This window comes from Sessilibacter sp. MAH3, assembly GCF_054658275.1.
On record NZ_BAAGIE010000003.1, the window covers coordinates 157,879 to 182,029 of the forward strand.

Here is a 24,151-nt window from a genome sequence, read left to right on the forward strand (position 1 = left end):
TTTTTCATGGAGAAAGCGTATGCAATTAGCCGCTATAAACTTTCGAACGCTAAAGGGTGTTCAGAAAACATTAAAAATAAGAAAATTCTTTTTCCCAAAAAACGTTATTAATGTTGTGTTGATGTATTTAATGGGTTTTTCTGACTTTGCTTTAGCATTAGAATTTCCAGATCAACCGCTATTAACACCATTAGTTCCTGAACCTAACGTAATGCTGTTAATTGATAATTCTGCATCTATGGCGATGTTTGAAGTGGGCAATTATGACGCAAATATAGATTATGCAAATTGCCCAGAGTCACTACAATTACCGCTCCAACAGGTTCGCACCTTAGATAGATTTCCAACTCCGTCCAATCAAACCGTTCGAATAGCCATCGATTCAATGGGTAGAGTGAGTTTTACCTACAACGGATTTCAATATGAATGGGGTACAACGGAAGGACTAGGCCCTCAAGGCTTTGAATCGCGCTGTTTTCCAGATGTTGTAACAGACGCCTTACGCATTAATCCAGAAGGTGAAGGAATACGTCTTAATTTTAACGATGAAAACATTCCTTTATATCGAACCGTATATTCGCTTGAAGGTCGGGCAACCACTCAATCGGGTAATTTTTGGAATTTTTTCTTTTCTAATATCGATCAATCCGGACCGGCGATATTTGCAAATCGCGAGTCAAAATTTGGTGTAGGTAGACGTATAGATATTGCAGAACAGGCAGCTGAGGTACTTGTAGAGACGATATCTGATGTAAAGTTGGGGTTATCTGTATTTCAAACGCAAGTAAATACGCGCGCGGAGGCAACCGGAGCGGTTATTGTTCAGGGTATACAAACTTTGAATACTAATAATGGTGGGGCAAGTCATCGACAAGCGATATTAAATTCAATCGATAATATACAAACCAGTGGCAACACTCCCATTGCCGAAAGTCTACTCGATATCGGTCGGTATTATATGACCGGTTTTGAAGATCAAAATATTATTATTCACCCAAATACCGCCCTGGAACAAAGTCTTCTGGCTACAGATTTATTTTCAACATTGCCAGAGTATTCCGATGGTGCAATTGTTCCCACCGCCGAAAATCCAGTAATAGAAGAGTTTTGCCAGCAGAATTTTATTGTCGCACTAACCGACGGTGAGCCTAACGAGCTCAGTGTCTTAAATTCGCATATTGTTGGCGGTACCACAGTTGGTTCTAATTACCGAGGTTACAGTGATGTTATTAATTTATTTACCGGCGATTTTAACGTCATCGACTTAGGAACCCCCGATAATGGAGTAAGCTATTTACGTAATAGGGGCGTCTTAGACGACGTTGCGCTGGCTTTATTTGATATCGATCTTCGGCCAGATTTATCTGACCCAGCGAATAACCCAATCAAAAATAATGTAAGTACCTATTTTGTTGCGGGATTCTCGCCTACATTGACGGCTAACAGAGAATTAGCGGAAGCCGCTTTTAATTCCGTTGAAGGCGGTGGTCGAATTTTTCCTGCATTAGATGCCGATGAGCTTGTTGTCGCGTTCAACGAAGTCTTCGGCGAAATCTTTGCAGCGTCGGGTACATTTTCTAGTGTTGCTTTTAATTCAGCTCGATTAACCAGTGGCACTTTTTTATATCAGGCATCGTATCAAGTATCGAATAACTTTTGGGTAGGTGATTTACAAGCATTTTCAGCCGATATTACCGCAGAAAATATCAACGAAATATTCAACAATAATCCCGTCTGGAGTGCTTCAGATTTACTCACAAGGCGTGTATTAAATTCGGGCATAGACAGCCGTCAAATTTTAACAATGTCTGATTTCTCGGCATTGGAAGGAAGTTCTGGCCGCGATGGCATCGCTTTTAACTCAAACTCATTTCAACAGGGATTATTCAACGAAGAGCAAAATGCCGATTTACGAGGCGTAATTTCAAACGACAATAATCCTTTAGATGTTATCAATTATATTCGCGGCGAAGAGTCTCCTGAATTTCGCACTCGTGTATCTGGACAATTTGGTTTATTGGGCGATATTGTTAATTCTTCACCCATACAGGTGGGTGCGCCGAACCTGAATTATCCCGATTTCTCAGAAAATGCATTGGTTCCCTTCGGAGATTCAACTTTAAATGGAAGTTATTCAAACTTTGTACAATCTCATGAAAACAGGGCTCCGGTTTTGTATGTCGGTGCTAACGACGGCATGATGCATGCGTTCAGTGGCGAGACCGGTGAAGAATTATTCGCTTATATTCCCTCTATGGTTTTTGATGGCACATCCGAGCAAGAAGGGTTGTTCTATTTGACCCGTAAAAATTATCGTCACAAGTTTTACGTCGATGGCGCCATGGTTGCGTCGGATGTATTTATTAATCCCAACGGTGATAATTTTGCACGCGAATGGCGTACGATTTTGGTCGGCGCCCTACGTACCGGTGGAAAAGGTCTATTCGCTTTAGACGTTACCAATCCGGAATCGATAAGTGAAAATTCTGCTCAACAATCGGTATTGTGGGAATTTGATGGAGCAGATGGCTTATCCGGTGATTCTGATATGGGGCATATTTTTGGAAATCCACAAATTGCCATGATGAACAATGGCCAATTTGCTGTAATTACTGGCAATGGTTACAACTCCGAAAGCGGTTTGGCCAAACTGTTCATTATCTTTATAGAAGCGGGTGCCGATGGCAGATGGCAATCCGGCGATTGGATAGAATTAAATACCAATAATGATCCCGACAACGGACTTTCTGCTCCAACTCTGGTTGATTTAAATGGCGATCAAATTGTTGATAGAATTTATGCCGGTGATTTAAAAGGAAACCTCTGGGCGTTTGATGTAAGTGCTAATAACAGTGGTTTATGGCGAAGCGCATTTGGCAGAGAGGGTAATGCAACACCGCTTTACACCGCGGTTAATGATGGTGCGCAATTCCAGCAAATTACCACTGCACCCTTAATTGCGTTTAATTCGGAGACGCCAGTCATCGGCAATGAACCAAATTTATTAGTGCTATTTGGTACCGGGCAATTAATTGAGTCCAATGATTTTGCCGATACTACAGAGCAAGCATTTTATGCGGTGTGGGATAGAGGCCAAGGCGATTTAGATAGAGATGATTTACACGAAAGACGACTATTAACTGGAGCATCATTTCGCCAGCTCGATACAGCATCACCCTTCGGTGATCCTATTGCTTGGTTTAACGAGGGAACAGAAGCTGATGAGTTTGGCTGGTATATCAACCTACCCAATAATAACGAACGTATTGTTGTAGAGCCTACACTATTGGCAGGTTCGGTTTTTTTCGCAAGCGTTAGCCCTTCGCTCTCAGCTTGCTCTGGCGGTGGCACTGGATTTTTAAATGCCATTGGCCTAGATGGTTTAGCAACACGAACACCGATATTTGATTTTGATAACGACGGCCAAGTTGATAATCAAGACCAGGGTTTCGTTAGTCAAGCCATTTTTGGAGCTCCCAACGGATCTACTTTTATCGGATCACCAACTGGCGTTGAACCCTGCGGTACCAACGGTTACTTACAAGCCTATACAACATCCGATGGTAATCTTGAGTTTCGATCAATATGTCCAGAAACCTCCGGTGGATTAGGGCGCAGAGCATGGACGGAAATATTTAGGAATTAATCTGAAGTGTGGTAATAAAAAAGCCGAGTTTTAACTCGTTTTTTTTGTAGGAGACATATTTAATAAAAACTAGAATTAAGCTCTGTGTAATCTTTTTGGACCGGATGATTCGAAAAATTATTTTTAAGTTTTTTGAAACTTAATTTATTAATGACTCTATATTGTGAAAATTTTCTCTGTTTTTTTAAGGCTATAAGTTTAAAAACAGCTTCTATCTTTTGATAGTCGTGATGCTGATAATTATTAAGAATTCAATCTTTCTGTTGTGGATTTATTGGCGGATCTGAATGCGATTGTTTTAGGGCGGTGCATGGCTAGTTGTTTTTTAACAACTTGTTTGTGAGGAGTTTTAAATACTATTTGTATAGGAAACTCTGATTAACCATAGTTTCTCGCGACACAAGGATGTGTCGCCAATTTCAAGAGCGGTAAGTGATTGAAATTGTGAAGAAATTGGAAATCGCATTTTCAATTTCTGTCCTCTGATTAAATCATGGATGAGTTAATCAGAGGTTCCTATAGATATCTTTATCTTTGAGTAGTTTTGGATGATGAAGGGTAGTGATGGTCGGTAATTTAAATAACCGGCTTGATAAGTACTTTGAGGTGAACGTATAAAAATAGTTATTTCGTAAAGTATTCGACACAGTCGTCATAATTAAGTGTAGAGAAATATTTTTTTGATTTTATAATAGTTATCCACAACTAATGTCTTCACCACTACCGTTTTCTGGTATGCCGTTATTATTGTTGTCTTGTGCTAAGTAAACTCTGCCAGATCTTGAAAATATTAAAGCACGGGAATTTTCTGTAGAATTCACTTTGCTGCAATAAACTAAATTACCGCTAATGTTTTTACGAAAACTGGTGCCTAAAGGATCAAAATTAATGTAGTTGGAATTTAAGCTCGCATTTAACGTGAAGAATCCTGTATTTGAATCTCTTTCAAATATTCTATAAACATCTTCGTTATTATCTAAAGCACCATTCACGTTGTCATCAGAAAAAATAACAACACCATTCGACCAATCCTGCCCGCAAATATCAAATTCATCTAAAGCGCATACGCTAACATACTTACCGTTAGCTACAGCTGTTTGGCGAGCAAATGTAATTAAACTTAAATATCGATTTATTTCCGTTGCGGATTTGTTTTTCTGATAAATCGTATTTAGAGCTGGAATAGAAAAGGCTACCAGAATCGACGCTATCGATAGAGTTATCAATAACTCAATAATAGAAAACCCGTACGGTATTTTTTTAACCATGGTTATCGTCTTTAGTGAATTTAGAGAGTAATTAAATTTAGGTGTTCAAAAATAAAGCGTCGTCAACGTGTTTGCAATAATTCAATTACGTGAAAAATGTAGTACTTAAGTTTATTTAAGCAAATAAAAATTTGATCATAATCTTTATTAAATCAGAAAGTTTTAAAAATAACTGTCTTTACGCTTTCTTGTCTTGAGATCAATTTACAGATTATTGTATTCTTCACAGAATATATATTTGTAAATATGTGACTCAAAGAACTTCTAATAAGCGCTTAATACAAAAGTGTTAAGTTCTCTAATTTGAGCTACGAAATACATAAAATTTCACCTTGGAATGTTTTGATGAATTTTTCTGGACTCTATCGCGCGTTTAAGTTGGCTGCTTTTGCATCCCTAAGCACACTGGCATTTAACGCCACAGCTATTGATTTTGAGAACTTTGAATATGATGTATATGTTGGTGACCAAAATGGTGACGGCATAGACGATATTTATTTATCAGCGAAAGACTCATTCATCCCCATTCATGGTGAAGTGCTTGTTCCTTTAAGTATTCAGCTTGCAGACAACTACGTTCTGCAAGGCGGCGACGGCTTCTATTACGATCCTTTTGTGGTGGAGGATATCGATCTTACTAATTTCACTTTAGTGCCAAATGCAGTTGTATATGATTACAACGAAGACGGTTCTTTAGATTTGGTCGTTGGTGAAAGTCAAAACATTATTACCAACATCGCGCTTCTAGGTAGCCCAAATACCTCTGCCCCCATTTTAGTGGCAGATATAGATAAATATGACGTTTTAAGTACACCACCAACACCAGGAACAATCGGACTTGCGGAAGGACTGGTTAGTAGTGATGTTTTAAATAAGTCTGATTCTTTTGCACCGATAGCCGCCGAGTTTCGCGTTAGCGAAAGCGGTGCCGCGAACTACGCAATTTCTATATATACTCCTCCGGGGACAGCTGGCGTTTCACCTCAAATTTCTTTAAATTATTCCTCGCAGAGTGGTAACGGTTTATTAGGCTTGGGGTGGAGTCTGGGGGGGTTGTCATCTATAAGTAGATGTAGGCAATCTATGGCTGTTGATGGTCATTCGGCGCCTATCACGTGGAGTCAGAACGACAGATTTTGCTTAAATGGACAGAGGCTTCTATTGCAGTCTGGATCGAAATATGGTGAGGTTGGTGCAACTTATAAAACAGAAATTGATAGTTTCGCGACCATAATTTCTATAGGAGGAGAATTAGGTCATCCTGCCTATTTCGTTATGAAATCTAAGGATGGTTCTTCAACAGAATTTGGAAATAATTTAAGTTCCTTATTTAACAATATTTCGGGAGAAACGTTAAGTTGGTCTATAAGTAAATTCAGTGATAGTGTTGGAAATAAAATAGATTTTGAATACGAAAATACTGGACTTAGTCAGAAAATATCCAAAATAGAATACGGTTCCTCAAATTTAAATCATTCATTTTTGGAGTTTTCTTACGAAAAACGTCCTTATGATAAAATTACTGGTTATACAGCGGGATTTAAGACCGAAATATCTGACAGATTGACAGAAATTAATGTAAATACGAATTCTACACTAATTCGTAAGTATATATTAACCTACGATCACGTTAATATTGATTACTCTCGCGTTGTTAAAATTGAAGAATGTACAGATGATGAAAAATTAACTTGTCGAAGTGCCACAAATTTCGAATGGCAATATCCGATAACTGGACTTAGTTATTCGTCAGAAAATTTATACAACTTACCTACCACTAAATTTCTCGATTATAAACCATTGGACATTAATGGTGATGGAGACCTTGATTTAGCTTATATTCGCGCCTCTGGTGGATTTAGTAGCCAATATTTTACTTATGCTATTTCTGATGGCGAATCCCTCGTTCGCGCTCCCGAAGAAAAGTATTATTCTGATAACGTTGGTTCTTCCAAGGTAAAATTTGAAGTTTTAGACTACAACTCAGACGGCAGGTCGGATGTTATGATCTACGCTGAATCTCTATCGCGTTGGACATTATTTTTGTCCGAATACATCTCTGGCAATTGGAAGTTGGTGGAGAAGTCGAATATCTCTTTCCCTTTTGCCGACGAGGATACCGTATTCGCAGATGTCAACTCTGATGGATTGGCCGATGCGTTATACTACGACGAAGGTAATCTTTATGTATACCCTTTAATCAAGTCGGGCGCTTCTATTACTTCGAGTCAGTACTACAAATTTGCCTCCTCACCAACTACATATCCTATTTCTATAACTGGTGGTCCAACAATTTCAGAAGTAAATACTCACTGTAATGAATTACAATACCTTCAAGGATTTAGTACTGTCAAACTGTATCCAGGTGCAGTTGGTGATTATAATGCTGATGGTCGAATTGATCTTGTTTTTTCTATTGAGCGATATTTTGATGAGGCAGTAGATTACAACCCTCCTGGTGGTGGCGGCACCCATCCGTTGAAAGTGACTAATTCTTTAACCTCTATATCGTCGGGAACACTCTCAGCAAACTCAACAACTACAAAATCACCTTATTTACCGTCGGGCGTTAGATGTGCGGACCGTGGTTTTAAACTTAAAAATTATGTTGCATATACCTTTTCTGACGATTCTAATTCTCTGTCTTATATTGGTCGTTTATTGGATAAACATGCCTACAATGATAATGATGACAAGGTAAGAGTTTTAGCAACAGATATAAACTCTGACGGAGTTAGTGATATTGCTTCGTTTAACAAAACAGACTCGGATTATTATGTTTGGTCAGCGAAATTGGGAACAGGCGTCGGATATGAGTCCGAGATGTTTCTAATTGGCGGTAAAGAAAGTAATGTTGATAGTTTAGCGCAATTTTCCGATTTTAATAATGAAGGTTATTTAGATTTTATTTATAACGATTTCGGTGCATCAAAATTAAAAGTTAAGTATTGGTCTCCGTCAGAGCAACGTTTTTCAGCTGCGACCGATGATATTCCTCGATATTCTAGAAATTTAACAAACGAAAAATATACATATACTGAAAGCTCAACTATTCCCTATCAAAAATCTGTTTCAACCTCATCGGCTGACTTTATTACTGCAAATGATGATGATGATCGCTATTTCTTTTTAAATCTTGATGGAGCTGGTGGTAGCGATTTGATCCACTTTGACCAAAGTGAGCAAGCTTTAAAAATATATAAGAATAAAAATGTTGGTCCTACAAATCACGTTATCAAAAAATTTACGGATGGGCTCGGCGCTAAAACATATGTGAATTATGAATTATCACATTCTTCCGGCCACTATATGGGGTTAAATATTGGCGCTGTAAATTCCACCACTAACCAACAAGTATGTGTTGTAGTCGATAATTCTTACGGTGCTTTAGATAATTGCTTCACTCGCGTAAAAACCACTTTGAACCCGGCAAATTTTTACGCAGCGTTGAATAACCCTTTTGCTGGTTTACCTAACATTCAGTCAGAAGCTTTCGATATGGCTCCGGTGTTGGAAAATCAGAGTCCTAACTTTGTTGTTACATATGTTTCCAGTAGCGCTCCAACGGCTAATAATCCAGATTCTCTTGCAACAGTGTCATATTTTTATGAGCAGAGTAAATTACAAGCTGCTGGACGTGGATTTTTAGGATATAAGAAGCTCTCCACGCTGGATCACCAAACCGGAATAGAAACAACCACTACTTATAGGCAGGATTACCCCTATACAGGCAGCCCGATAAAAACGGAAAGTTTTTATAATACGCAACGTTTAAGTAGTTCTAGCAACTTATGGAATACAAAGAAAAGTGTGCGATTAGATGGTATTCGCTATCAACCTTTTATTGAAAAAGTGGAAGATATTTCATACAAAGTTTCCAGTAACTTCAAAGACGGTTTATCTGTGTCTTCGGAGATTGTAAAGAAAGTAGATACTCTTAGCGTCTTTGATGACTATGGAAATCCTACCGAAATAACAATAACAACAATCGGAGATGGTAATACTTATTCAATTTATACTCGTAATGATTATGGTTTAACCAATACATCTAGAGAATTAGGGCGTCTAAGATCAACAACAGTTGAGCATTCTAGATCGGGTTCCAATATTCCTAAAATTACGAGAACATCTAACTTTTCATATTATGGCTTTGGCTGCAATGGGCCAGAAAATATGTATGGATTGCTTTGTGTCGAAGAAACTAAGACAGGTGATCAATACACGTTAACCACAAAATATGAATACGATATATATGGTAATAAAATAAAAAATACCACTGAATCAACGGGTGAAAATGCGAGAGTCTCTGCATATTCCTATTCTGTTAACGGTCGTTATATGAACAAAATGTCCAATCATTATGGACAGGTGACTGATGAATACATTGCGTGGGATGTTCATGGACAACCCACAAAGATGAAAGATATTCTTGGGAATTTGAGTCAGAGTAAATATACAGAATTCGGAGAGAATTATTTAATTTATAGCCCTACAGGTTCTTTCTCCGTTACATATAGATCTGCACCAGAAGGCTGTCCTATCGGTGCTGTTTATAGAATTAATGTATTTTCTGTGGATGAGGCAGAATCGTTTGAGTGTATAGATAAAGTTGGTAACAGTATAAAAACCGCAAAAAAACTCTTAGATGGAACTTGGAGTTATAGCCTCTCCGAGTATGATATTTTGGGGAGAATGTCTCGTCAGTCAGAACCATATAAAGCTAACAGTGAAATATTTTGGACCGACTATTATTACGATGTGCTTGGCAATGTTGTTCGTATGGATCAACCAGATTATGCGAACAACCCAAGAAATAGCTATATAGAATACGTTGGTTTTTCTAAAATCGACACAAATGTTTTAAATCAAAAAAGAATAGAATATACCAATGTACTGGGCGAACTAATTAAAGTCATTGATAACGAAGGTACAAACATATCATATCAATACAACGCTGTTGGTGATCTTCAATCAACAAGTACCTCTTCCGGATCTACTTCTTATGTAATTGAAAATAAATACGACAACTATGGTAATAAATTACAGACAAATGATCCCGATAAAGGTACTTGGTTTTACCATTATAATGGTTATAAAGAGTTAACTAGCCAAGTAAATGCTAATGGGGACATTGTAAGCCTTGAATACGATTTCTTAGGCCGCAACATTAAGCGGACAGATCCAGATGGGGTTACCCAATGGATCTATAACAATAATAATTCAGGTAATAGCAGATCAAAAATGGATTATGAGGTGTTATTTGATACCTCTGGAGAAGTAACTTATAGAAAAGACTATTTGTATGACAGTCTTGGTCGTGTGAACGAGGTAAAGACAAAGATAGACGATGAAGAATTCTTTGAGCGTACTGTGTTCGATGTATATGGGCGCAATTACCAGAGTGCAGATGCGGCAAAAACTCAAAATAGTATGCAGTATGAATACAAAAATGGATATTTATATAAGATTAGCAACGTACAAAATGTTAACGAAATATATTATCTAGCAACTCAAATGGATGCGCGAGGCAATGTCAATCAGTACAAACAAGGAGCTGTTGTAACAAATCGCTCATACGCAGCCGAAACTGGTTTTTTAACCAACGTTAAATCGAGTGTATTAGGTGTTTTTGGAACACAAGATTTATCGTATGACTGGGATGCTCTTTCTAATCTAATATCTCGAACAGAAAAAAGCGGTAATAAAAACCTTGTAGAAAGTTTTGGTTACGATAAGTTGAACAGACTCAGTTGGTCAGAAGTTTCTGGGAGAACACGCCAAAATTATGTCTATGATTTATTTGGTAATACTACGTCAAAAACCGGTGTAGGTAATTATAAATACGGTGGTGCCTGTCTAAATGGTGCTGGACCACATGCGGTTTGCGAAATTAATAATGGTGGAACAACCGAAGCTTTTGATTACGATAACAATGGCAATATGCTCTCTCACCGTGTAAACGGTACAGTAGACCGCCAATTTGTGTATTCAAGTTTCGATAAACCAACTCGAATTACCAAAGGTGATCACACGACAGAATTTGAGTATGGTGCGGATCGTAGCCGTTATAAGCGTGTTGATAATAATGATGGTGAGATTACAACAACGCTATATATTGGCGCTATTGAAATACTAACCAAACCGGATAATAGTCGCGAAATTCGTCGTTATATCAATGGATCGGTTCTAGTTACACAGGATTATAATCTTGATGCTAACGGTAATTATCAGTTTGCTCGTGCGGTAACACGCAATATTCTTACCGACCATCTTGGATCTACCGATGTTATTGCTGATGTAAACGGACAAATTGTTCAAGAACAGAGCTTTGATGCCTGGGGTGCAAGGCGTGCAACGGCTGATGGCGTTCGTCTCGACAATATTTCACTCATATCGTTTGCAGATATTAATAATCAATACACCACTAAAGGATTTACAGGGCACGAGTCTGTAGACCAAGTTGGTGTCATTCATATGAACGGTCGAATTTATGATGCGCGGTTGAGTCGTTTTTTACAGGCAGATCCGAATGTTGATGGTGTCGATAGCACCCAAGGATACAATCGCTATTCTTATGTTCATAACAACCCTTTGAATGCTACCGACCCAACGGGTTTTTTCCTAGATAAACTGGTTGGCGCTCTTACTAATGGAATATTAGGAGAGGCTATTGCCAATGCTATTCCAGAGTTCAGGCAGGTCTTACAGATAGCCGCTTGTACCCTAGGTAATGCTTTAGGTTGTGCTGTTTCAACATTTGGAAATACGTTTGCAGCCGGTGGATCATTTAAAGACTCTTTAAAAGCAGGGGTCCAGTCGTATGCTTCTGCGAAAGCTTTTGATAGCATAGGGGATTACTTTGACGGAGCAAAAGGATCCAGTGTTTATACGCGTAGAGGTGGTTTTTATCATGGGTTAGCGCATCAATTTACAGGTGGGGTAATCTCTGAGTTGCAGGGTGGGAAATTTGGTCACGGATTTGTTTCGGCCGGCATTAGTTTTGCCGCGGGGCATTATGCTGAAAATGCTGGCTTTACTCTGGAGGAGCAGTTTGTATTTGCAGTAGTAGCCGGCGGAGTAACGAGCGAAGCAACGGGCGGCAAATTCACAAACGGTGCAACTACAGCGGTTTACCAGTTTGTATTTAATCAGGCGGCCCATCCTTCTGCACAAAAGGGGCGAAGCCTGAATCCATTTAAGATTATTAGAAAAGAGTTTCCTAAGTGGTGGAATGAGGAAGTTTCTCAGCCAGTAGGTGAAGTAGTGGATGCTTTAGCAACGAGTGCTAAAGAAAACCTAACTATTAAGGCTGGATTTGAAGGTGCATATGGTGCGGGGGCTACAGTTCAAGGAACTACAAAATTGAATGGTGATAAGGGGTATGAAATTACCTTTAACAAAGGAGTGATGTTGAATCCTGTGGGTAGTATTGGCGGTGATGTTTATTCTACAGGCGATATAAACGGCTTTTTTCAGTCTGTCGAATTTTGTGCTGTTGGTTGCATAAGTATTGAAACTAACTATCAGGATTGGAGTTTTGGTACATCTATAGGGACTGCTGCTGGATTTAATTTTCAAACAGGTACCAAAGGGGATTTCTAGTGTTTGGCGTGATATTTATTTGTTTGCTTGGTATTCAGGGGTTTTTATTAACTCAATACTTGAGGAGTCTCTCGCGTATATCAAGTATCAGTGTTGACCAGCAAAAACTTATTGGGCTTACAGTTCTGGAAAGTAGACTCACGAATTATATGTTGCTCAAAGATGTTAAGTTTTTTATATGCCTTTTGACTAAATCATATGCAAAAAGTGACATAGAAGAAGGAGTTAAAGCTCAGCTAGATACGGCGAGATTTTATCTGCTTCTGCAATATCCGGTTGTTGCCTTGCTCTTTTTGGCTCCAACACTTTTTAATCAATAACACTCAATAAGTAGGAAAGGCACTCGTTAAAAATTATTGAGTGCCTTTTTAGTTTTTACAGTTAAGGTTCGCTAGTCAGTACCAAACATCCGTCCATCACTCTGACCTTCACCGGCGAATCAATCTCAAATCCGGCTTTGATTAATAATAATAAATAAAAGGACATCCATAAAATTGACTTTCCCTCCAATCTTAGCCATAATCCCAAACTATGACTAAACCTCGTTCCGAACAAGTCTCCATCGACGACACTCCGTTTTACCACTAAATACTAAATAAAAGGACATCCATAAAATTGACTTTCCTTCCAATCTTAGCCATAATCCCAAACTATGACTAAACCTCGTTCCGAACAAGTCTCCATCGACGACACGCCGTTTTACCATTGCATGGTTCGCTGTGTGCGCCGTGCTTTTTTGTGTGGCGATGATCACGAAACCGGCGAGAATTTTGATCACCGCAAACAGTGGTTGGTCTCCCGTCTTCGTTTTTTATCCTATGTTTATGCCATTGATATTTGTTCTTACGCGGTGATGAGCAATCATTACCACGTAATTTTGCATGTGGATAAAAGTCGTGCCGAAAACTGGAGTTTGGATGAGGTGGTCGAGCGTTGGTTGCAGTTGTACAAAGGTGATAAATTAATTCAAAAGTGGATTGCCTTTCGTGCAGAGATGTCTAAGGCAGAACTGAAAAAAGCCGAAGAAATTATCGAGCAATGGCGTGAGCGTTTAACCTCGATCAGTTGGTTTATGCGGGGCGTAAATGAAACTATTGCTCGAATGGCAAACGAAGAAGACAATTGCAAAGGTAGATTTTGGGAAGGGCGCTTTAAATCGCAGGCCTTGCTTGACGAGCAAGCTCTATTAACTTGCATGGCCTATGTTGATTTAAATCCAGTCCGTGCAGGCATCGCCGATGATCTAATCGATAGTGATTTTACTTCTATTCAGCAGCGTATTTTTGATTTTGTATACACTAAAAGTGCAACTGAGAAAAATTCAAAACCGGAACAAAATCTAAATAACCATGAGAAAAAAGTCGATCTCAAATTAACAAAAAGTAATCAAAAACGAATTCAATCAAAAGTTAAAAAACAACAAAAAACGGAAAAATTACTTCAATTAGATTCCTTACCAAAATCTCACCTAAAACCACTTCATGGCAGTGTGCACACTGATCTTACTGATGCTATTCCAATAACATTTGCAGATTACTTAGAGCTGGTCGAAACCACCGGGCGATGTATTCGTGAAGACAAGCGTGGTTTTATTTCCGGTGCGTCCGAAAAAACTATCCACACTCTTGGGTTTAATCCAGAACAGTGGATTACACACGTTAAAAATTTCTCCTCTTTGTATGCTTCAAATGCAGGTTCAAAAGAAACCTTAAAGATCAAATCCGCAAAAGATAGCAAACGTTGGTATAAAGGTATTGGGTTAATATCTTAGGTTGCCGTGTGCGCTTTTAATTTTTTAAGGATTATTATAATCTGGATTTGTCCTTTATTGCTCTTCTAAAACACAACTCTCACATGGAACTGGTTTGGAATGAAAAGAAATATTGTCCTTCTTTTAATGTTTGTGAGTGTTGTTTTTATGCAACAGGCTAATGCCATCACTGAGAAGCGAATTAAACCTTCTAAGGTTAATCTTCGTAACTATGAAACCTTTGTGTCTCAGATTCGTGAAGATTTGCCTGTTGGAACCTCTATTGAGCAGGTAGAAGAGTATCTGTCTAGCAGAGGAATTAGCTACGGTGTTTCAGAAGACGAAGGTCTTATAAAATTTACAGTCCAAAACATTGCTAGTTTTTTACTTATTGTCACTACTGGCCTCCAAGTTAAGATATATGTAACTGATGAAAGTGATGTTTCAAAAATTACCGGTGAAACTTATCAAACTGGGCCATAAAAGTTCTATTCGATAGTATTAACCTCGATCTGATTTAGTGTTGAAAAATAGAGGAAACGCTGGTTAACCAAGTGTTTCCCGCGACACAAGGACGTGTTGTTAATTTCGAAAACGGTCATTGATTTATGTTGTAACAAAATTGCAAATCACACTTTCAATTTCTACCCTCTGATTTAATCATAGATAAATTGATCAAAAGTCTCTCACCTTTATACTATCAATAGTTTTGCCTAGGCTGTAATGAGCCGTCATCGATGTGTGACTTTGCATGTTAATAGAAACGTTGCTGAGACATTAAAAACAAATCTGAAAAAAGCCAAAAAATCGGTTGATTGTACGAATAATTAATCCCTGTTAGTTGGTTTATGTGCCGCTTTAATGTATTAATAAAAGTATGATTTACAAGTCTTTTTTTACTTTTTATAGCAGTATTCATGATTTTTTTGGCGATACATAATTTTGCGTATTAAAGTTAGAATTAGCGTTTTGTTGATTTAATCACTGTAAAGTTTGTTTAATTGATGGCTTCGCAATAAAAGTGAGTTTTGGTTCTTATGGCAACTAAAAAAGAGTATCTTCCTAATATAGAGCTATGGTTTGAAAGACTGGGTCACAAGTCTAAAGATGATTGGTTTCAAAGTGCTTTAGCGTCGCAACGAGATTGGTTGAAGAAAGATTATTCAGGAGCCATGGAGCAAAGATTCATGGGGGTGTCAATGGCTTATCGAAATAGAGCTTGGCGTTCCTGGTTTCTTGAAAAAGACCTTAACGCTTTTCGCTTGAATATGTTGCACCATTCTATTTTGAACATTGCGCATCACGCTCGTTTATCTGCATATTACGCAGAGTCATTGGAGCAATGGATTCTACCCGCCCTTTTGGCTAACCATTTGGAAGGCATTCATTGGCACAGTCAACACTTGGTTCCAGGTTTTAATCGCTATAATGAAGTACCAAAAACTGCCCCCGATGCCATGACACTAGGGTCTTATACAGCGCGTGGTATTCAATTTCGCTTGGTATTGCAAGCTGATTGGGAAACGGTGCTTGAGCGAGCCGAAATTGTGGTTGCTAACCCTGAAATACTAATGCGTAAGGCCGATCTATGGGATTGGAAATTTGATATCGCAATTGCTAATGGCGATGTAAAAACTATGGAGGCAATTGTACGCAAGCTATTAACGCCTGCACTTAAAAAAGCTCATGACGACGCTTATTTCGGTGCAGGAGGATTGTTTACCCCCTTGGCAATGTTGCATCTAAAAATTGCCCGTTACCACGGTTATGAATTAGATGTAGTGTCACCGTGGATTCCTCAAGAATGGCTTGACATGAAACCACTCGAAAACCCAGTAATTTTCGAAGAATCTAAACACGTTGATATATACGAAGCCTACAAAATCGATGGACATTATTGGAATGGGCCAATAGATTATCTTCCCTTAAAACCGCGAAGACCAGGCGAACCTCCAGTAACTTTTCAAGAATGCTGGGATTTGTTGTCCAGTGATGTAAAAAAAGAATATTTTTATAAGAACCCTAAAAATGACTAAAAGGCATTTTCTATTTTCGGTGGCTACGGTAACGATGATGAAAAAATTGCCAGTCTAAAAATTAAAAATCCAAATGTAATTTTGGCTTGCCTATTGACCATTTACAGGATTCTCTAATTAAATTATGGATAAGTTAATTAGAGGTTCTTATAAAAATCAATACAAAAGCCTACAGTAAAAATCTGTAGGCTTTCTTTTTTACCAACCTATAGAGCCCGTATTGTCGTCGTTTTTAGGTTTTGGTTTGCTGCCAATTTTTGTTGAGAAATGTATTTTTTCTTCGCCATATTGATTGCGTCGGTAAGAAAATTCGCTTTCGAATACAATTTTTAAATCGTCGTCTTCAATAAACGATAATGCGTCCTGTATTGCTTTCTCAATCATTTCTACGCTGATTTTATTAATCTTTTCTTTAATGTCTTTCTCTTTGGTTTCTTGCATTGTATTTTCCGTTAGTAGTTGAGCGAATCAAGAGACGTTGATTATAAAATTGAGCGTGTGAACTTATGTTTTAATTTTTATTTATGTAATCTAATTTATTGCTTGAGCTGCTTAAAAACAGCTCTTTGATAAATGCCTTTTACTTACGTTGGTTCTTTAGTTGGCGCTAATTATTGTTTTGGCGTGTAAATTCGTAAAGTTTAATTGTATTAATTTCAAACTATTTATCAATTCTTCGTCTCTAAATTTTTCTTACCTGTGTATTCAAAAATAATATATTGATAGTGTTACTTGTATCGCAGCCTGCATACTTCGTTTTCTGTTTAAATAACACTTTAGTTGTGTGTTGTTACTTACATTCTTAAGAAAAAGCTTTAGTTTTGTGAGTTGGTTCGCGTGCGGTATTGCTAAGTATTATCCATTGCGAAAATCGGTAAGCCATTTGCGTGCTTAGCCGTTAGCGTGTCTGGATAGACATTTTAAACAGTTTTAACAGAAGAGACGTATAATGGAAAAGATCAAAAAAATTCTGTCGGCAGGTTTTGTGGGTTCATCGGTTGTTCTACTTGCAGCGTGTGGTGGCGGTGGGTCTGGTACCGATAGCGTAAGTACAGGTTCACTCACATTAGGTATCACTGATGCTCCTATTGACTCTGCAGATTCCGTAACCGTGGTATTCGATTCAGTGACCCTACAAGGCCCTGAAAGAACTACGATCGAATTCGATGAGCCAATGGTCATTGATCTGTTAGATTTTCAAAATGGTGAGCGAGTCTTATTGTTAGATGAACAAGAGCTATTGGCGGGTGATTATCAATTTATCCGTTTAGGCATTGTTGAAGAAGGGTCTTTCATTGAAGTTGAGGGGCAGCAGTTTCCGTTAGAAGTACCAAGCGGCTCTCAAAGTGGTTTGCAGTTGAACAGAGGTTTTACGCTAGCTGCTGGCGGTGTTTCTGACTTTACGGTCGATTTTGATTTGCGTCGCTCTATTACAGTAACCGGTAATGGCGATTATATGCTGCGCCCTACGCTCAGAATTGTGGATGCCTTACAGGCGGTAAATTTAACCGGTGTAATCGATGAGTCCTTTATTATTGACCCAGCCTGTAACAATGGCGATAACAATGACATGGGTAATGTGGTTTATCTTTTCTCAACACAAGACGTTGTGCCGCAAGACGTGCAAGGTAATGATGGCGACCCTATCGCCAGTGCCAATGTAGAGTTTAACAGTGCAACCGGTGAGTATGAATACACTATTGGATTTGTCGCCGTTGGAAATTATACCTTAGCATTTACCTGCGATGCATTGCTGGATAATCCCGAAGAAGATAACCTAGATGTTGTTAATTTCCCATTTGTTGAAAATATCGCGGTTGGTTCCAATTAATCGCTTGCGTATTATTTTACGAAAAAGTTCTATCAGCGTTCTTCTTTTCGTTTAAAAACCACCTTTTTGGTGGTTTTTGTATTTTTGGTGTATCTGAAATTACCATTTTTAGTTAATTCGAAAGTTTATTTAAATTAACTAAGTTGTAATTCTTTCACGGCAGATGCTTTGCTAAACTTCTGATTTTCAGGGAGTGAGTAAATGTTAAAAAATATTGTGAAGTTTGGGGCTGTATTATTTTCTTGTGTGTTTTTGAGTAGTTACTCTTTGGCGGCTGCTAATCAAAATACTGGCGATATAACAATAAAGCGAATGATTAACTGGGGAAATACTGGCCAAAATGCATTAGAAATTATTACTGATCAAAGCCAAGTAACCAATCCCGCTGGCTGCACAAACACCAGTCGTTATATTCTACCACCTGATTATGCTGAAATTGGGCGCGCTATGATTTTAAGCGCTAGAGTCGCTGAAAAGCCCATTCAGTTTGTTATTTGGGGTGGTGGCTGCTTTGGTACACAAAATTATCCTCAAATCGTGAATGTTACTTTTTAAAATATTACATACTTGAAGTATAGTTTTTTTTGATTTAGAGGTAGTTCAATGAAGCGTTGTATTGTTTTTATGTTCTCAATGATGGCTTCGGTTTCCGTATTCGCAGGCTTGTCTCGAAATAATACTGTTGAATGGGTTGTTGTTAGTTCGATTCAATCTGGGCATGGTTATTTTGTGCAGTTCTCGAATGCTTTGCCTGATGATGAGTGTGCATCTGGCGCTAAATCACGAGTCAAGTTTGATAGAGACGATGATGGAATTTTATCGTTACTTCTAACGGCAAGAGCATCGTCTTCAAAGGTTGGATTTTATTACAATACAACCACAAATTTACCGAATGCCGGTGGTCACGTAGTGCCTTCTTGTGAAATCTTAAATATTTGGATAGAGAATTAATTCTTTCTCCGGGCGACAATAATCTCGGTAACAACATTTGAGGGTAAAAAGGCGAGTTAAATACTCGCCTTTTTTGTTTTTAACTAAACAAATGCAAAATTAATCTGCAAGAAGGTTTTTTAATATACCTTCATAGATAGCCGATGTGTTATCTAAGTCAGTAATACTTACGCATTCGTTAATTTGATGAATGGTTTTATTGATTGGGCCAAGTTCTACAACTTGTGCTCCCGTTGGAGCGATAAATCGGCCATCGGATGTGCCGCCTGCGGTGGATAATTTTGTGTCTATGCCGGTGTTGGATTTTATTGAGTCTACTATGGCGTCTACTAATGTGCCGGGCTCGGTAAGAAAAGCTTCGCCACTTAAATTCCAGTCGATTTCATAATCCAAATTATATTTTTTTAGAATTGCTTCTGTGCGTTCAATTAATTGTTGGTGTGTCGATTCGGTTGAGAATCTAAAATTAAAAATAACTTTTAAATGGCCTGGTACAACGTTGGTCGCGCCGGTACCACCGTTAATGTTTGATATTTGAAAGCTGGTTGCTGGGAAATAATCATTGCCGTCGTCCCAGTTTTCGGTAGCGAGTTCTGCTAGAGCTGGTGCTGCCATGTGAATAGGGTTTTTTACTAAATGCGGATACGCAACGTGACCTTGTTTACCTTTAATAGTTAACCAGCCACCAATGCTGCCGCGTCGGCCGTTTTTAATGACATCACCGGCGACTTCGGTACTGGATGGCTCACCCACCAAACACCAAGTAATTTTTTCGTTTCTTTCTTCTAGCCATTCAACAACTTTGACCGTGCCGTAATCGGCTGGGCCTTCTTCATCACTGGTGATTAAAAACGCGATACGACCCTTGTGATTTGGGTAGCTTTCTACAAAGCGCTCGCAGGCTGTAACCATGGCCGCGAGTGAGCCTTTCATGTCGGCAGCGCCGCGGCCGTACAGCATATCTTCGTGAATTGCGGCCTCAAACGGATGAAATGTCCAGTTCTCCTCCGGGCCAGTCGGTACTACGTCGGTATGGCCTGCAAATGCGAATAAAGGGCCGCCTTCACCGCGCACCGCCCAAAGATTATCTACTTTGTCGTCTCCTTCGCCCCAAGACAGAATTTGGCAGTCAAAGCCAATTGCGGCTAAACGTTCAATCATTAACGCTTGGCAGCCTGCATCGTCGGGAGTAATTGACGGTTTGCGAATAAGTTCTTGAGCAAGTTGCACGGTAGCTGAGTAGTTTGACATAAAATTCTCGGGGGTAATTGATACTTAGAAAACGAGAGCAGAGAACAAATATTAGTTAATCGTTAATCAAGATTATTTCATTGGTAGCAACTGAAACTCTGTGGCTATTTCATTCGCTTATCTTCCATTTAATGAGAGAGCAGCAATAGAGGTTATGAATTCCAATTTCTGCCAGCTAATTAAATCATGATGGAGTTATTCAGTGGTTCTAGAGTCAGTGGTTCTAGAGTCAGTGCTGAGTTTAAATACTTTTATTGAAACGTTTTTGTTGCGATACTTTTTAAAAAGAGTAGTCAGAAAACTCACCATAGTTTGTTATTCAATGAGACTCCAAAAAATTAGAGCCTCATTGTTAACTCTGCAATACGATTAGTTATGAGCGTGCAGCTCTTCGTTTAATTCGATGGCTGATTTATTGGTTTTGCATTCAACGGCGCCGGTTTGTGAGTTGCGGCGGAACAATAAATCATTTTTACCGGCAAGATCACGCGCTTTCATAACTTCTACCACAGCACCTTTGTCATCAAGTACGGTGACTTGCGTACCGGCGGTGATGTAAAGGCCAGCTTCAACGGTGCAGCGGTCGCCTAATGGAATACCAATACCAGAGTTAGCACCCAGTAGCGAACCTTCGCCCACAGAAATAACAATATTACCGCCGCCCGACAGTGTGCCCATGGTTGAGCAGCCGCCGCCTAAATCGGAACCTTCGCCGATCATCACGCCCGCAGAAATACGACCTTCGATCATGCTCTTGCCAGCGGTACCTGCGTTAAAGTTCACGAAACCTTCGTGCATGATGGTGGTACCTTCGCCAATATAGGCACCTAAACGAACGCGCGCGGTGTGAGCGATACGAACGCCGGTGGGCACTACATAGTTGGTCATTTTCGGGAATTTATCCACGCAATCGACATCGAGAATTTGGCCGTTTAGGCGAGCCTTAAGTTGACGCTCCGATAATTCAGAAAGATCTATGGCGCCTTCGTTGGTCCAGGCCACGTTCGGTAATACCGCAAACATACCGCTTAAATTAACGTTGTGCGGTTTTACCAGGCGGTGTGAAAGCAGATGCAGTTTTAAATAAGCCTCTGGCGTTGTTTTGGGTTCGGCATCGGTTTCTAAAAGCGTTGCCACAACTGGGCGAGTACTTTGGTCAAGCTGCAAAACAAGTTCAGCTAATTCGCTGTCTAGCGATGTTAATGCTTCTGAAACCGCTTTAATGTGATCGCTGGTTAACTCGATAGCCTGATTACCGTTTTGGTAATTTAATGCCGAGCTAACTGCTTGAGTAATTTCAGCGCTTGGATTTAATAAGGGTTTTGGATAGAAGACTTCAAGCCATTCGCCTTTTGAATTTTGCGTTCCTACGCCGAAGCCTAGGCTAAAAAGTGTCGTCATTATCTCGTCCTGCTTTTATAAAAATGTAATTTTAATCTTTTGAAGAGCTGTAATTAAGCGAGCCATTGCTGATATTGTTCAGCTTTAAAGCCAACATATCGTTGTTTACCGGTATCCAGTAACGGGCGCTTGATCAGCGTTGGGTGCGCGCAAAGTAGTTGGGCTGCTTGGTCACCGAACGCTTGATCTCTTTCGGTATCAGACAATTGCTTCCACGTGGTGCTGCGTTTATTGATTAGATTCTCAGCGCCGAGTTCTTGTAACCACTCGTTAACTTGAGTTTCGGTAATTCCGTCACTGCGAAAATCGTGAAATGAATAATCGATGCTATTTTCGTCGAGCCATTTACGGGCTTTTTTGACGGTGTCGCAATTTTTAATGCCGTACAGCGTTGTCATGGGCGAGCCTTTTTCTGTGGTCAAAAAGCAGATATCAAAAAGGTGCGCAAGCATAGCAAAAAAGCTTGAGCTGCTCACGTTTGCAAGTTGAGTTGCGGGCTAATTTACGGTTTTAGAACTTTCTTTGGGTGCTTGCGATTTGGATAGCAGGTTGTGCATATTTCGCAGACACGTCCATCACAGCCCCGAGCACTACAAAATTCGCGCCCATAATAAATGATCTGCAAATGCAATTTATTCCAAGAGTCTTTAGGAAAGAGCTTTTTGAGATCGCGTTCGGTTTGAGTCACATTTTTGCCGTTGGTTAAACCCCAACGCTGCGCCAAACGATGAATATGCGTATCAACTGGGAATGCCGGTACGCCAAACGCTTGCGCCATAACAACACCCGCGGTTTTATGGCCTACGCCGGGTAGCTGTTCGAGTTTTTCCATGTCGCCCGGTACTTTGCCGTCGTAGTCTTCTACCAAAATTTGCGACAGCTTTAAAATGGCTTTGCTTTTTTGAGGTGACAATCCGCAAGGGCGAATGATGGCTTGGATGTCTTCAACCGATTGCTTGGCCATATCAAACGGATTGTTGGCAAGCTTCCAGAGTCCCGGTGTCACCTTGTTCACGCGTTCATCGGTGCATTGTGCAGACAATAGTACAGCTACCAACAAAGTGTAGGAGTCGGTATGATCCAGCGGAATAGGCGGCTCGGGATAAAGCTCGTTGAGCCTGCGTAAAATAAACGCAACTCGTTCCGGTTTGGTTAGGTTTTTTTGTGGATGAGTTGCGACTGTATCTGTATTCATTGGTGTGTGAGTGCTTACAATTACTAGAGTGTTTTAGCAAAGTTAACCAGTCGTTGTGCCGCTTCAACACACTCGTCTAGGTCGGCAACCATGGCGATACGAACATAGTTTGCACCGGGATTGACACCGTCGGATTCTCTGGCCAAGTAGCTGCCCGGTAAAACCGTAACGTTCTGTTCGGCAAAAAGTCGCTTGGCAAACTCTTGGTCGTCAATGGGCGTTTTTAGCCAAAAGAAGAACGCAGCGTCCGGCATTTTTACGTCGTATGCGGTTTGTAATAGGGGCAAAACTTGCGAAAACTTCTGGCGATAGGCGTCACGGTTTTGCTCTACGTGAGACTCATCTTGCCACGCCATTGCGCTGGCTTTTTGCGCAACCATAGGCATTGCACAGCCGTGGTAGGTTCGGTATTTCAAAAACTTGGCAATAATGGCGGCATCACCGGCAACAAAGCCAGAGCGCAATCCCGGCAGGTTAGAGCGCTTAGACAAGCTTTGAAAGATCACGCAATTTTTGAAATCCATTCGACCCATGCTCGCACAGGCTTGCAATACACCGGCGGGCTTGTAATCAAAGTAAATTTCTGAATAGCATTCGTCACTGGCGATGACGAAGTTATAGCGATCAGACAGCTCAATTAACTTAACCAGATAGTCCAGTGGTGCTATGGCACCGGTTGGATTGCCGGGTGTGCATAGGTACAAAAGTTGGCAGCGCAACCAAATCTCTTCGGGTACTTCATCTAAATTCGGTAAATAACCCGATTCTTCACGGCAATTTAAATAGTAAGGCTCGGCGCCTGCCAGCAATGCTGCGCCTTCGTAAATTTGGTAAAAAGGATTGGGGGAGATAATGACCGGTGATTCTTGGGTGTTATCCACAACCGCCTGTGCGAAAGCAAACAAAGCTTCGCGGGTACCGTTTACGCTTAAAACGTTTGCGATCTTAACGCTGTTGTTTGGCAGATCGAAACGCTGTTCGCACCATTGCGCACAGGCTTGGCGAAGCTCTTCGGTGCCACTGGTTACCGGATATTGGCGCAGTAACTCTAAATTATTCGCGATGGCTTCTAACGCAAATGCCGGTGGCTCGTGTTTAGGCTCACCAATAGAGAGCGCTATGTGCGGCAGGTGCGCCGGTGGTGTAATGCCCGCTTTTAATAGCGCGAGTTTTTCAAACGGGTAGCTGTGTAGCTGCTCGATGTGTGGATTCATGTTGGG

The 24,151-nt window shown here is 39.9% G+C and carries 17 protein-coding genes; 9 read left to right on the forward strand and 8 right to left on the reverse strand.

Features of this window, described 5'->3' with window-relative positions; genetic code table 11:
- The first annotated feature begins 19 nt into the window (after window positions 1–19).
- Window positions 20–3,646 carry a pilus assembly protein gene (locus tag ACYQ2C_RS03430; RefSeq protein ID WP_460103409.1) on the forward strand — a complete coding sequence of 1,209 codons (3,627 nt, stop codon included), beginning with the start codon at window positions 20–22 and terminating at the stop codon, window positions 3,644–3,646.
- 695 nt (window positions 3,647–4,341) lie between these two features.
- Here ACYQ2C_RS03430 and ACYQ2C_RS03435 read toward each other — a convergent pair.
- A complete protein-coding gene (locus tag ACYQ2C_RS03435; RefSeq protein WP_460052192.1) occupies window positions 4,342–4,914 on the reverse strand; it encodes a GspH/FimT family pseudopilin in 573 nt (190 codons plus the stop codon).
- A gap of 303 nt (window positions 4,915–5,217) precedes the next feature.
- Here ACYQ2C_RS03435 and ACYQ2C_RS03440 point away from each other — a divergent pair, with 303 nt between their 5' ends.
- Complete coding sequence (locus tag ACYQ2C_RS03440; RefSeq protein WP_460103405.1) at window positions 5,218–12,516, forward strand: RHS repeat domain-containing protein; 7,299 nt, start codon at window positions 5,218–5,220, stop codon at window positions 12,514–12,516.
- Window positions 12,516–12,836 carry a hypothetical protein gene (locus tag ACYQ2C_RS03445; protein WP_460103403.1) on the forward strand — a complete coding sequence of 107 codons (321 nt, stop codon included), beginning with the start codon at window positions 12,516–12,518 and terminating at the stop codon, window positions 12,834–12,836. Before ACYQ2C_RS03440 ends, ACYQ2C_RS03445 begins: the two co-directional genes overlap by 1 nt.
- Window positions 12,837–12,897: 61 nt before the next feature.
- Here the strand turns inward: ACYQ2C_RS03445 and ACYQ2C_RS03450 are convergent, their stop codons facing one another.
- The gene (locus ACYQ2C_RS03450; protein ID WP_460052195.1) at window positions 12,898–13,002 is read right to left on the reverse strand and encodes a SymE family type I addiction module toxin; all 105 of its coding nucleotides are present in this window, start codon (window positions 13,000–13,002) and stop codon (window positions 12,898–12,900) included.
- Between the two features lie 250 nt (window positions 13,003–13,252).
- Between ACYQ2C_RS03450 and ACYQ2C_RS03455 the strand changes: the two genes are divergently transcribed.
- From ACYQ2C_RS03455 to ACYQ2C_RS03465, 3 genes are all read left to right on the forward strand, one after another.
- Entirely contained in the window at window positions 13,253–14,287 is a 1,035-nt protein-coding gene (locus ACYQ2C_RS03455; RefSeq protein WP_460103443.1) for a transposase, read from the forward strand.
- Window positions 14,288–14,386: 99 nt separating this feature from the next.
- Window positions 14,387–14,749, forward strand: coding sequence for a hypothetical protein (locus ACYQ2C_RS03460; protein ID WP_460103399.1), 363 nt, complete (start codon window positions 14,387–14,389; stop codon window positions 14,747–14,749).
- Between the two features lie 554 nt (window positions 14,750–15,303).
- Window positions 15,304–16,302, forward strand: a complete 999-nt coding sequence (locus ACYQ2C_RS03465) for a hypothetical protein (protein WP_460103397.1) — start codon at window positions 15,304–15,306, stop codon at window positions 16,300–16,302.
- 198 nt (window positions 16,303–16,500) lie between these two features.
- Here the strand turns inward: ACYQ2C_RS03465 and ACYQ2C_RS03470 are convergent, their stop codons facing one another.
- Window positions 16,501–16,743, reverse strand: a complete 243-nt coding sequence (locus tag ACYQ2C_RS03470) for a hypothetical protein (RefSeq protein ID WP_460103394.1) — start codon at window positions 16,741–16,743, stop codon at window positions 16,501–16,503.
- Between the two features lie 508 nt (window positions 16,744–17,251).
- On the opposite strand from ACYQ2C_RS03470, the gene ACYQ2C_RS03475 reads away from it, so the two are divergent.
- The 3 genes from ACYQ2C_RS03475 (at window position 17,252) to ACYQ2C_RS03485 (ending at window position 19,084) form a co-directional block, all read left to right on the forward strand.
- Window positions 17,252–18,133 carry a DUF4382 domain-containing protein gene (locus tag ACYQ2C_RS03475; RefSeq protein ID WP_460103392.1) on the forward strand — a complete coding sequence of 294 codons (882 nt, stop codon included), beginning with the start codon at window positions 17,252–17,254 and terminating at the stop codon, window positions 18,131–18,133.
- A 201-nt stretch (window positions 18,134–18,334) separates the two neighbouring features.
- Window positions 18,335–18,688, forward strand: a complete 354-nt coding sequence (locus ACYQ2C_RS03480) for a hypothetical protein (RefSeq protein WP_460103390.1) — start codon at window positions 18,335–18,337, stop codon at window positions 18,686–18,688.
- A 48-nt stretch (window positions 18,689–18,736) separates the two neighbouring features.
- Window positions 18,737–19,084: a hypothetical protein gene (locus tag ACYQ2C_RS03485; RefSeq protein WP_460103387.1), complete on the forward strand. Its 348-nt coding sequence runs from the start codon at window positions 18,737–18,739 to the stop codon at window positions 19,082–19,084.
- Window positions 19,085–19,183: 99 nt separating this feature from the next.
- On the opposite strand, the gene dapE is transcribed toward ACYQ2C_RS03485, so the two are convergent.
- From dapE to dapC, 5 genes are all read right to left on the reverse strand, one after another.
- Window positions 19,184–20,335, reverse strand: coding sequence for a succinyl-diaminopimelate desuccinylase (gene dapE / locus ACYQ2C_RS03490; RefSeq protein ID WP_460103386.1), 1,152 nt, complete (start codon window positions 20,333–20,335; stop codon window positions 19,184–19,186).
- 369 nt (window positions 20,336–20,704) lie between these two features.
- Entirely contained in the window at window positions 20,705–21,736 is a 1,032-nt protein-coding gene (gene dapD / locus ACYQ2C_RS03495) for a 2,3,4,5-tetrahydropyridine-2,6-dicarboxylate N-succinyltransferase (RefSeq protein WP_460103384.1), read from the reverse strand.
- 53 nt (window positions 21,737–21,789) lie between these two features.
- Window positions 21,790–22,134 (reverse strand): ArsC family reductase, encoded by a 345-nt coding sequence (locus ACYQ2C_RS03500; RefSeq protein ID WP_460103382.1) that lies wholly within the window; start codon window positions 22,132–22,134, stop codon window positions 21,790–21,792.
- A 104-nt stretch (window positions 22,135–22,238) separates the two neighbouring features.
- The gene (gene nth / locus ACYQ2C_RS03505; protein WP_460103380.1) at window positions 22,239–22,931 is read right to left on the reverse strand and encodes an endonuclease III; all 693 of its coding nucleotides are present in this window, start codon (window positions 22,929–22,931) and stop codon (window positions 22,239–22,241) included.
- A 23-nt stretch (window positions 22,932–22,954) separates the two neighbouring features.
- Window positions 22,955–24,145, reverse strand: coding sequence for a succinyldiaminopimelate transaminase (gene dapC, locus ACYQ2C_RS03510; RefSeq protein ID WP_460103377.1), 1,191 nt, complete (start codon window positions 24,143–24,145; stop codon window positions 22,955–22,957).
- Between the last annotated feature and the right edge of the window lie 6 nt (window positions 24,146–24,151).

Coding starts and splice junctions, on each gene's coding strand:
- ACYQ2C_RS03470 (WP_460103394.1), bottom strand. CDS start 16,743: ATGCAAGAAACCAAAGAGAAAGACATTAAAGAAAAGATTAATAAAATC.
- ACYQ2C_RS03450 (WP_460052195.1), bottom strand. CDS start 13,002: ATGTCCTTTTATTTATTATTATTAATCAAAGCCGGATTTGAGATTGAT.
- ACYQ2C_RS03435 (WP_460052192.1), bottom strand. CDS start 4,914: ATGGTTAAAAAAATACCGTACGGGTTTTCTATTATTGAGTTATTGATA.
- ACYQ2C_RS03485 (WP_460103387.1), top strand. CDS start 18,737: ATGAAGCGTTGTATTGTTTTTATGTTCTCAATGATGGCTTCGGTTTCC.
- nth (WP_460103380.1), bottom strand. CDS start 22,931: ATGAATACAGATACAGTCGCAACTCATCCACAAAAAAACCTAACCAAA.
- ACYQ2C_RS03465 (WP_460103397.1), top strand. CDS start 15,304: ATGGCAACTAAAAAAGAGTATCTTCCTAATATAGAGCTATGGTTTGAA.
- dapE (WP_460103386.1), bottom strand. CDS start 20,335: ATGTCAAACTACTCAGCTACCGTGCAACTTGCTCAAGAACTTATTCGC.
- dapC (WP_460103377.1), bottom strand. CDS start 24,145: ATGAATCCACACATCGAGCAGCTACACAGCTACCCGTTTGAAAAACTC.
- ACYQ2C_RS03460 (WP_460103399.1), top strand. CDS start 14,387: ATGAAAAGAAATATTGTCCTTCTTTTAATGTTTGTGAGTGTTGTTTTT.
- ACYQ2C_RS03430 (WP_460103409.1), top strand. CDS start 20: ATGCAATTAGCCGCTATAAACTTTCGAACGCTAAAGGGTGTTCAGAAA.
- ACYQ2C_RS03500 (WP_460103382.1), bottom strand. CDS start 22,134: ATGACAACGCTGTACGGCATTAAAAATTGCGACACCGTCAAAAAAGCC.
- ACYQ2C_RS03480 (WP_460103390.1), top strand. CDS start 18,335: ATGTTAAAAAATATTGTGAAGTTTGGGGCTGTATTATTTTCTTGTGTG.
- ACYQ2C_RS03475 (WP_460103392.1), top strand. CDS start 17,252: ATGGAAAAGATCAAAAAAATTCTGTCGGCAGGTTTTGTGGGTTCATCG.
- dapD (WP_460103384.1), bottom strand. CDS start 21,736: ATGACGACACTTTTTAGCCTAGGCTTCGGCGTAGGAACGCAAAATTCA.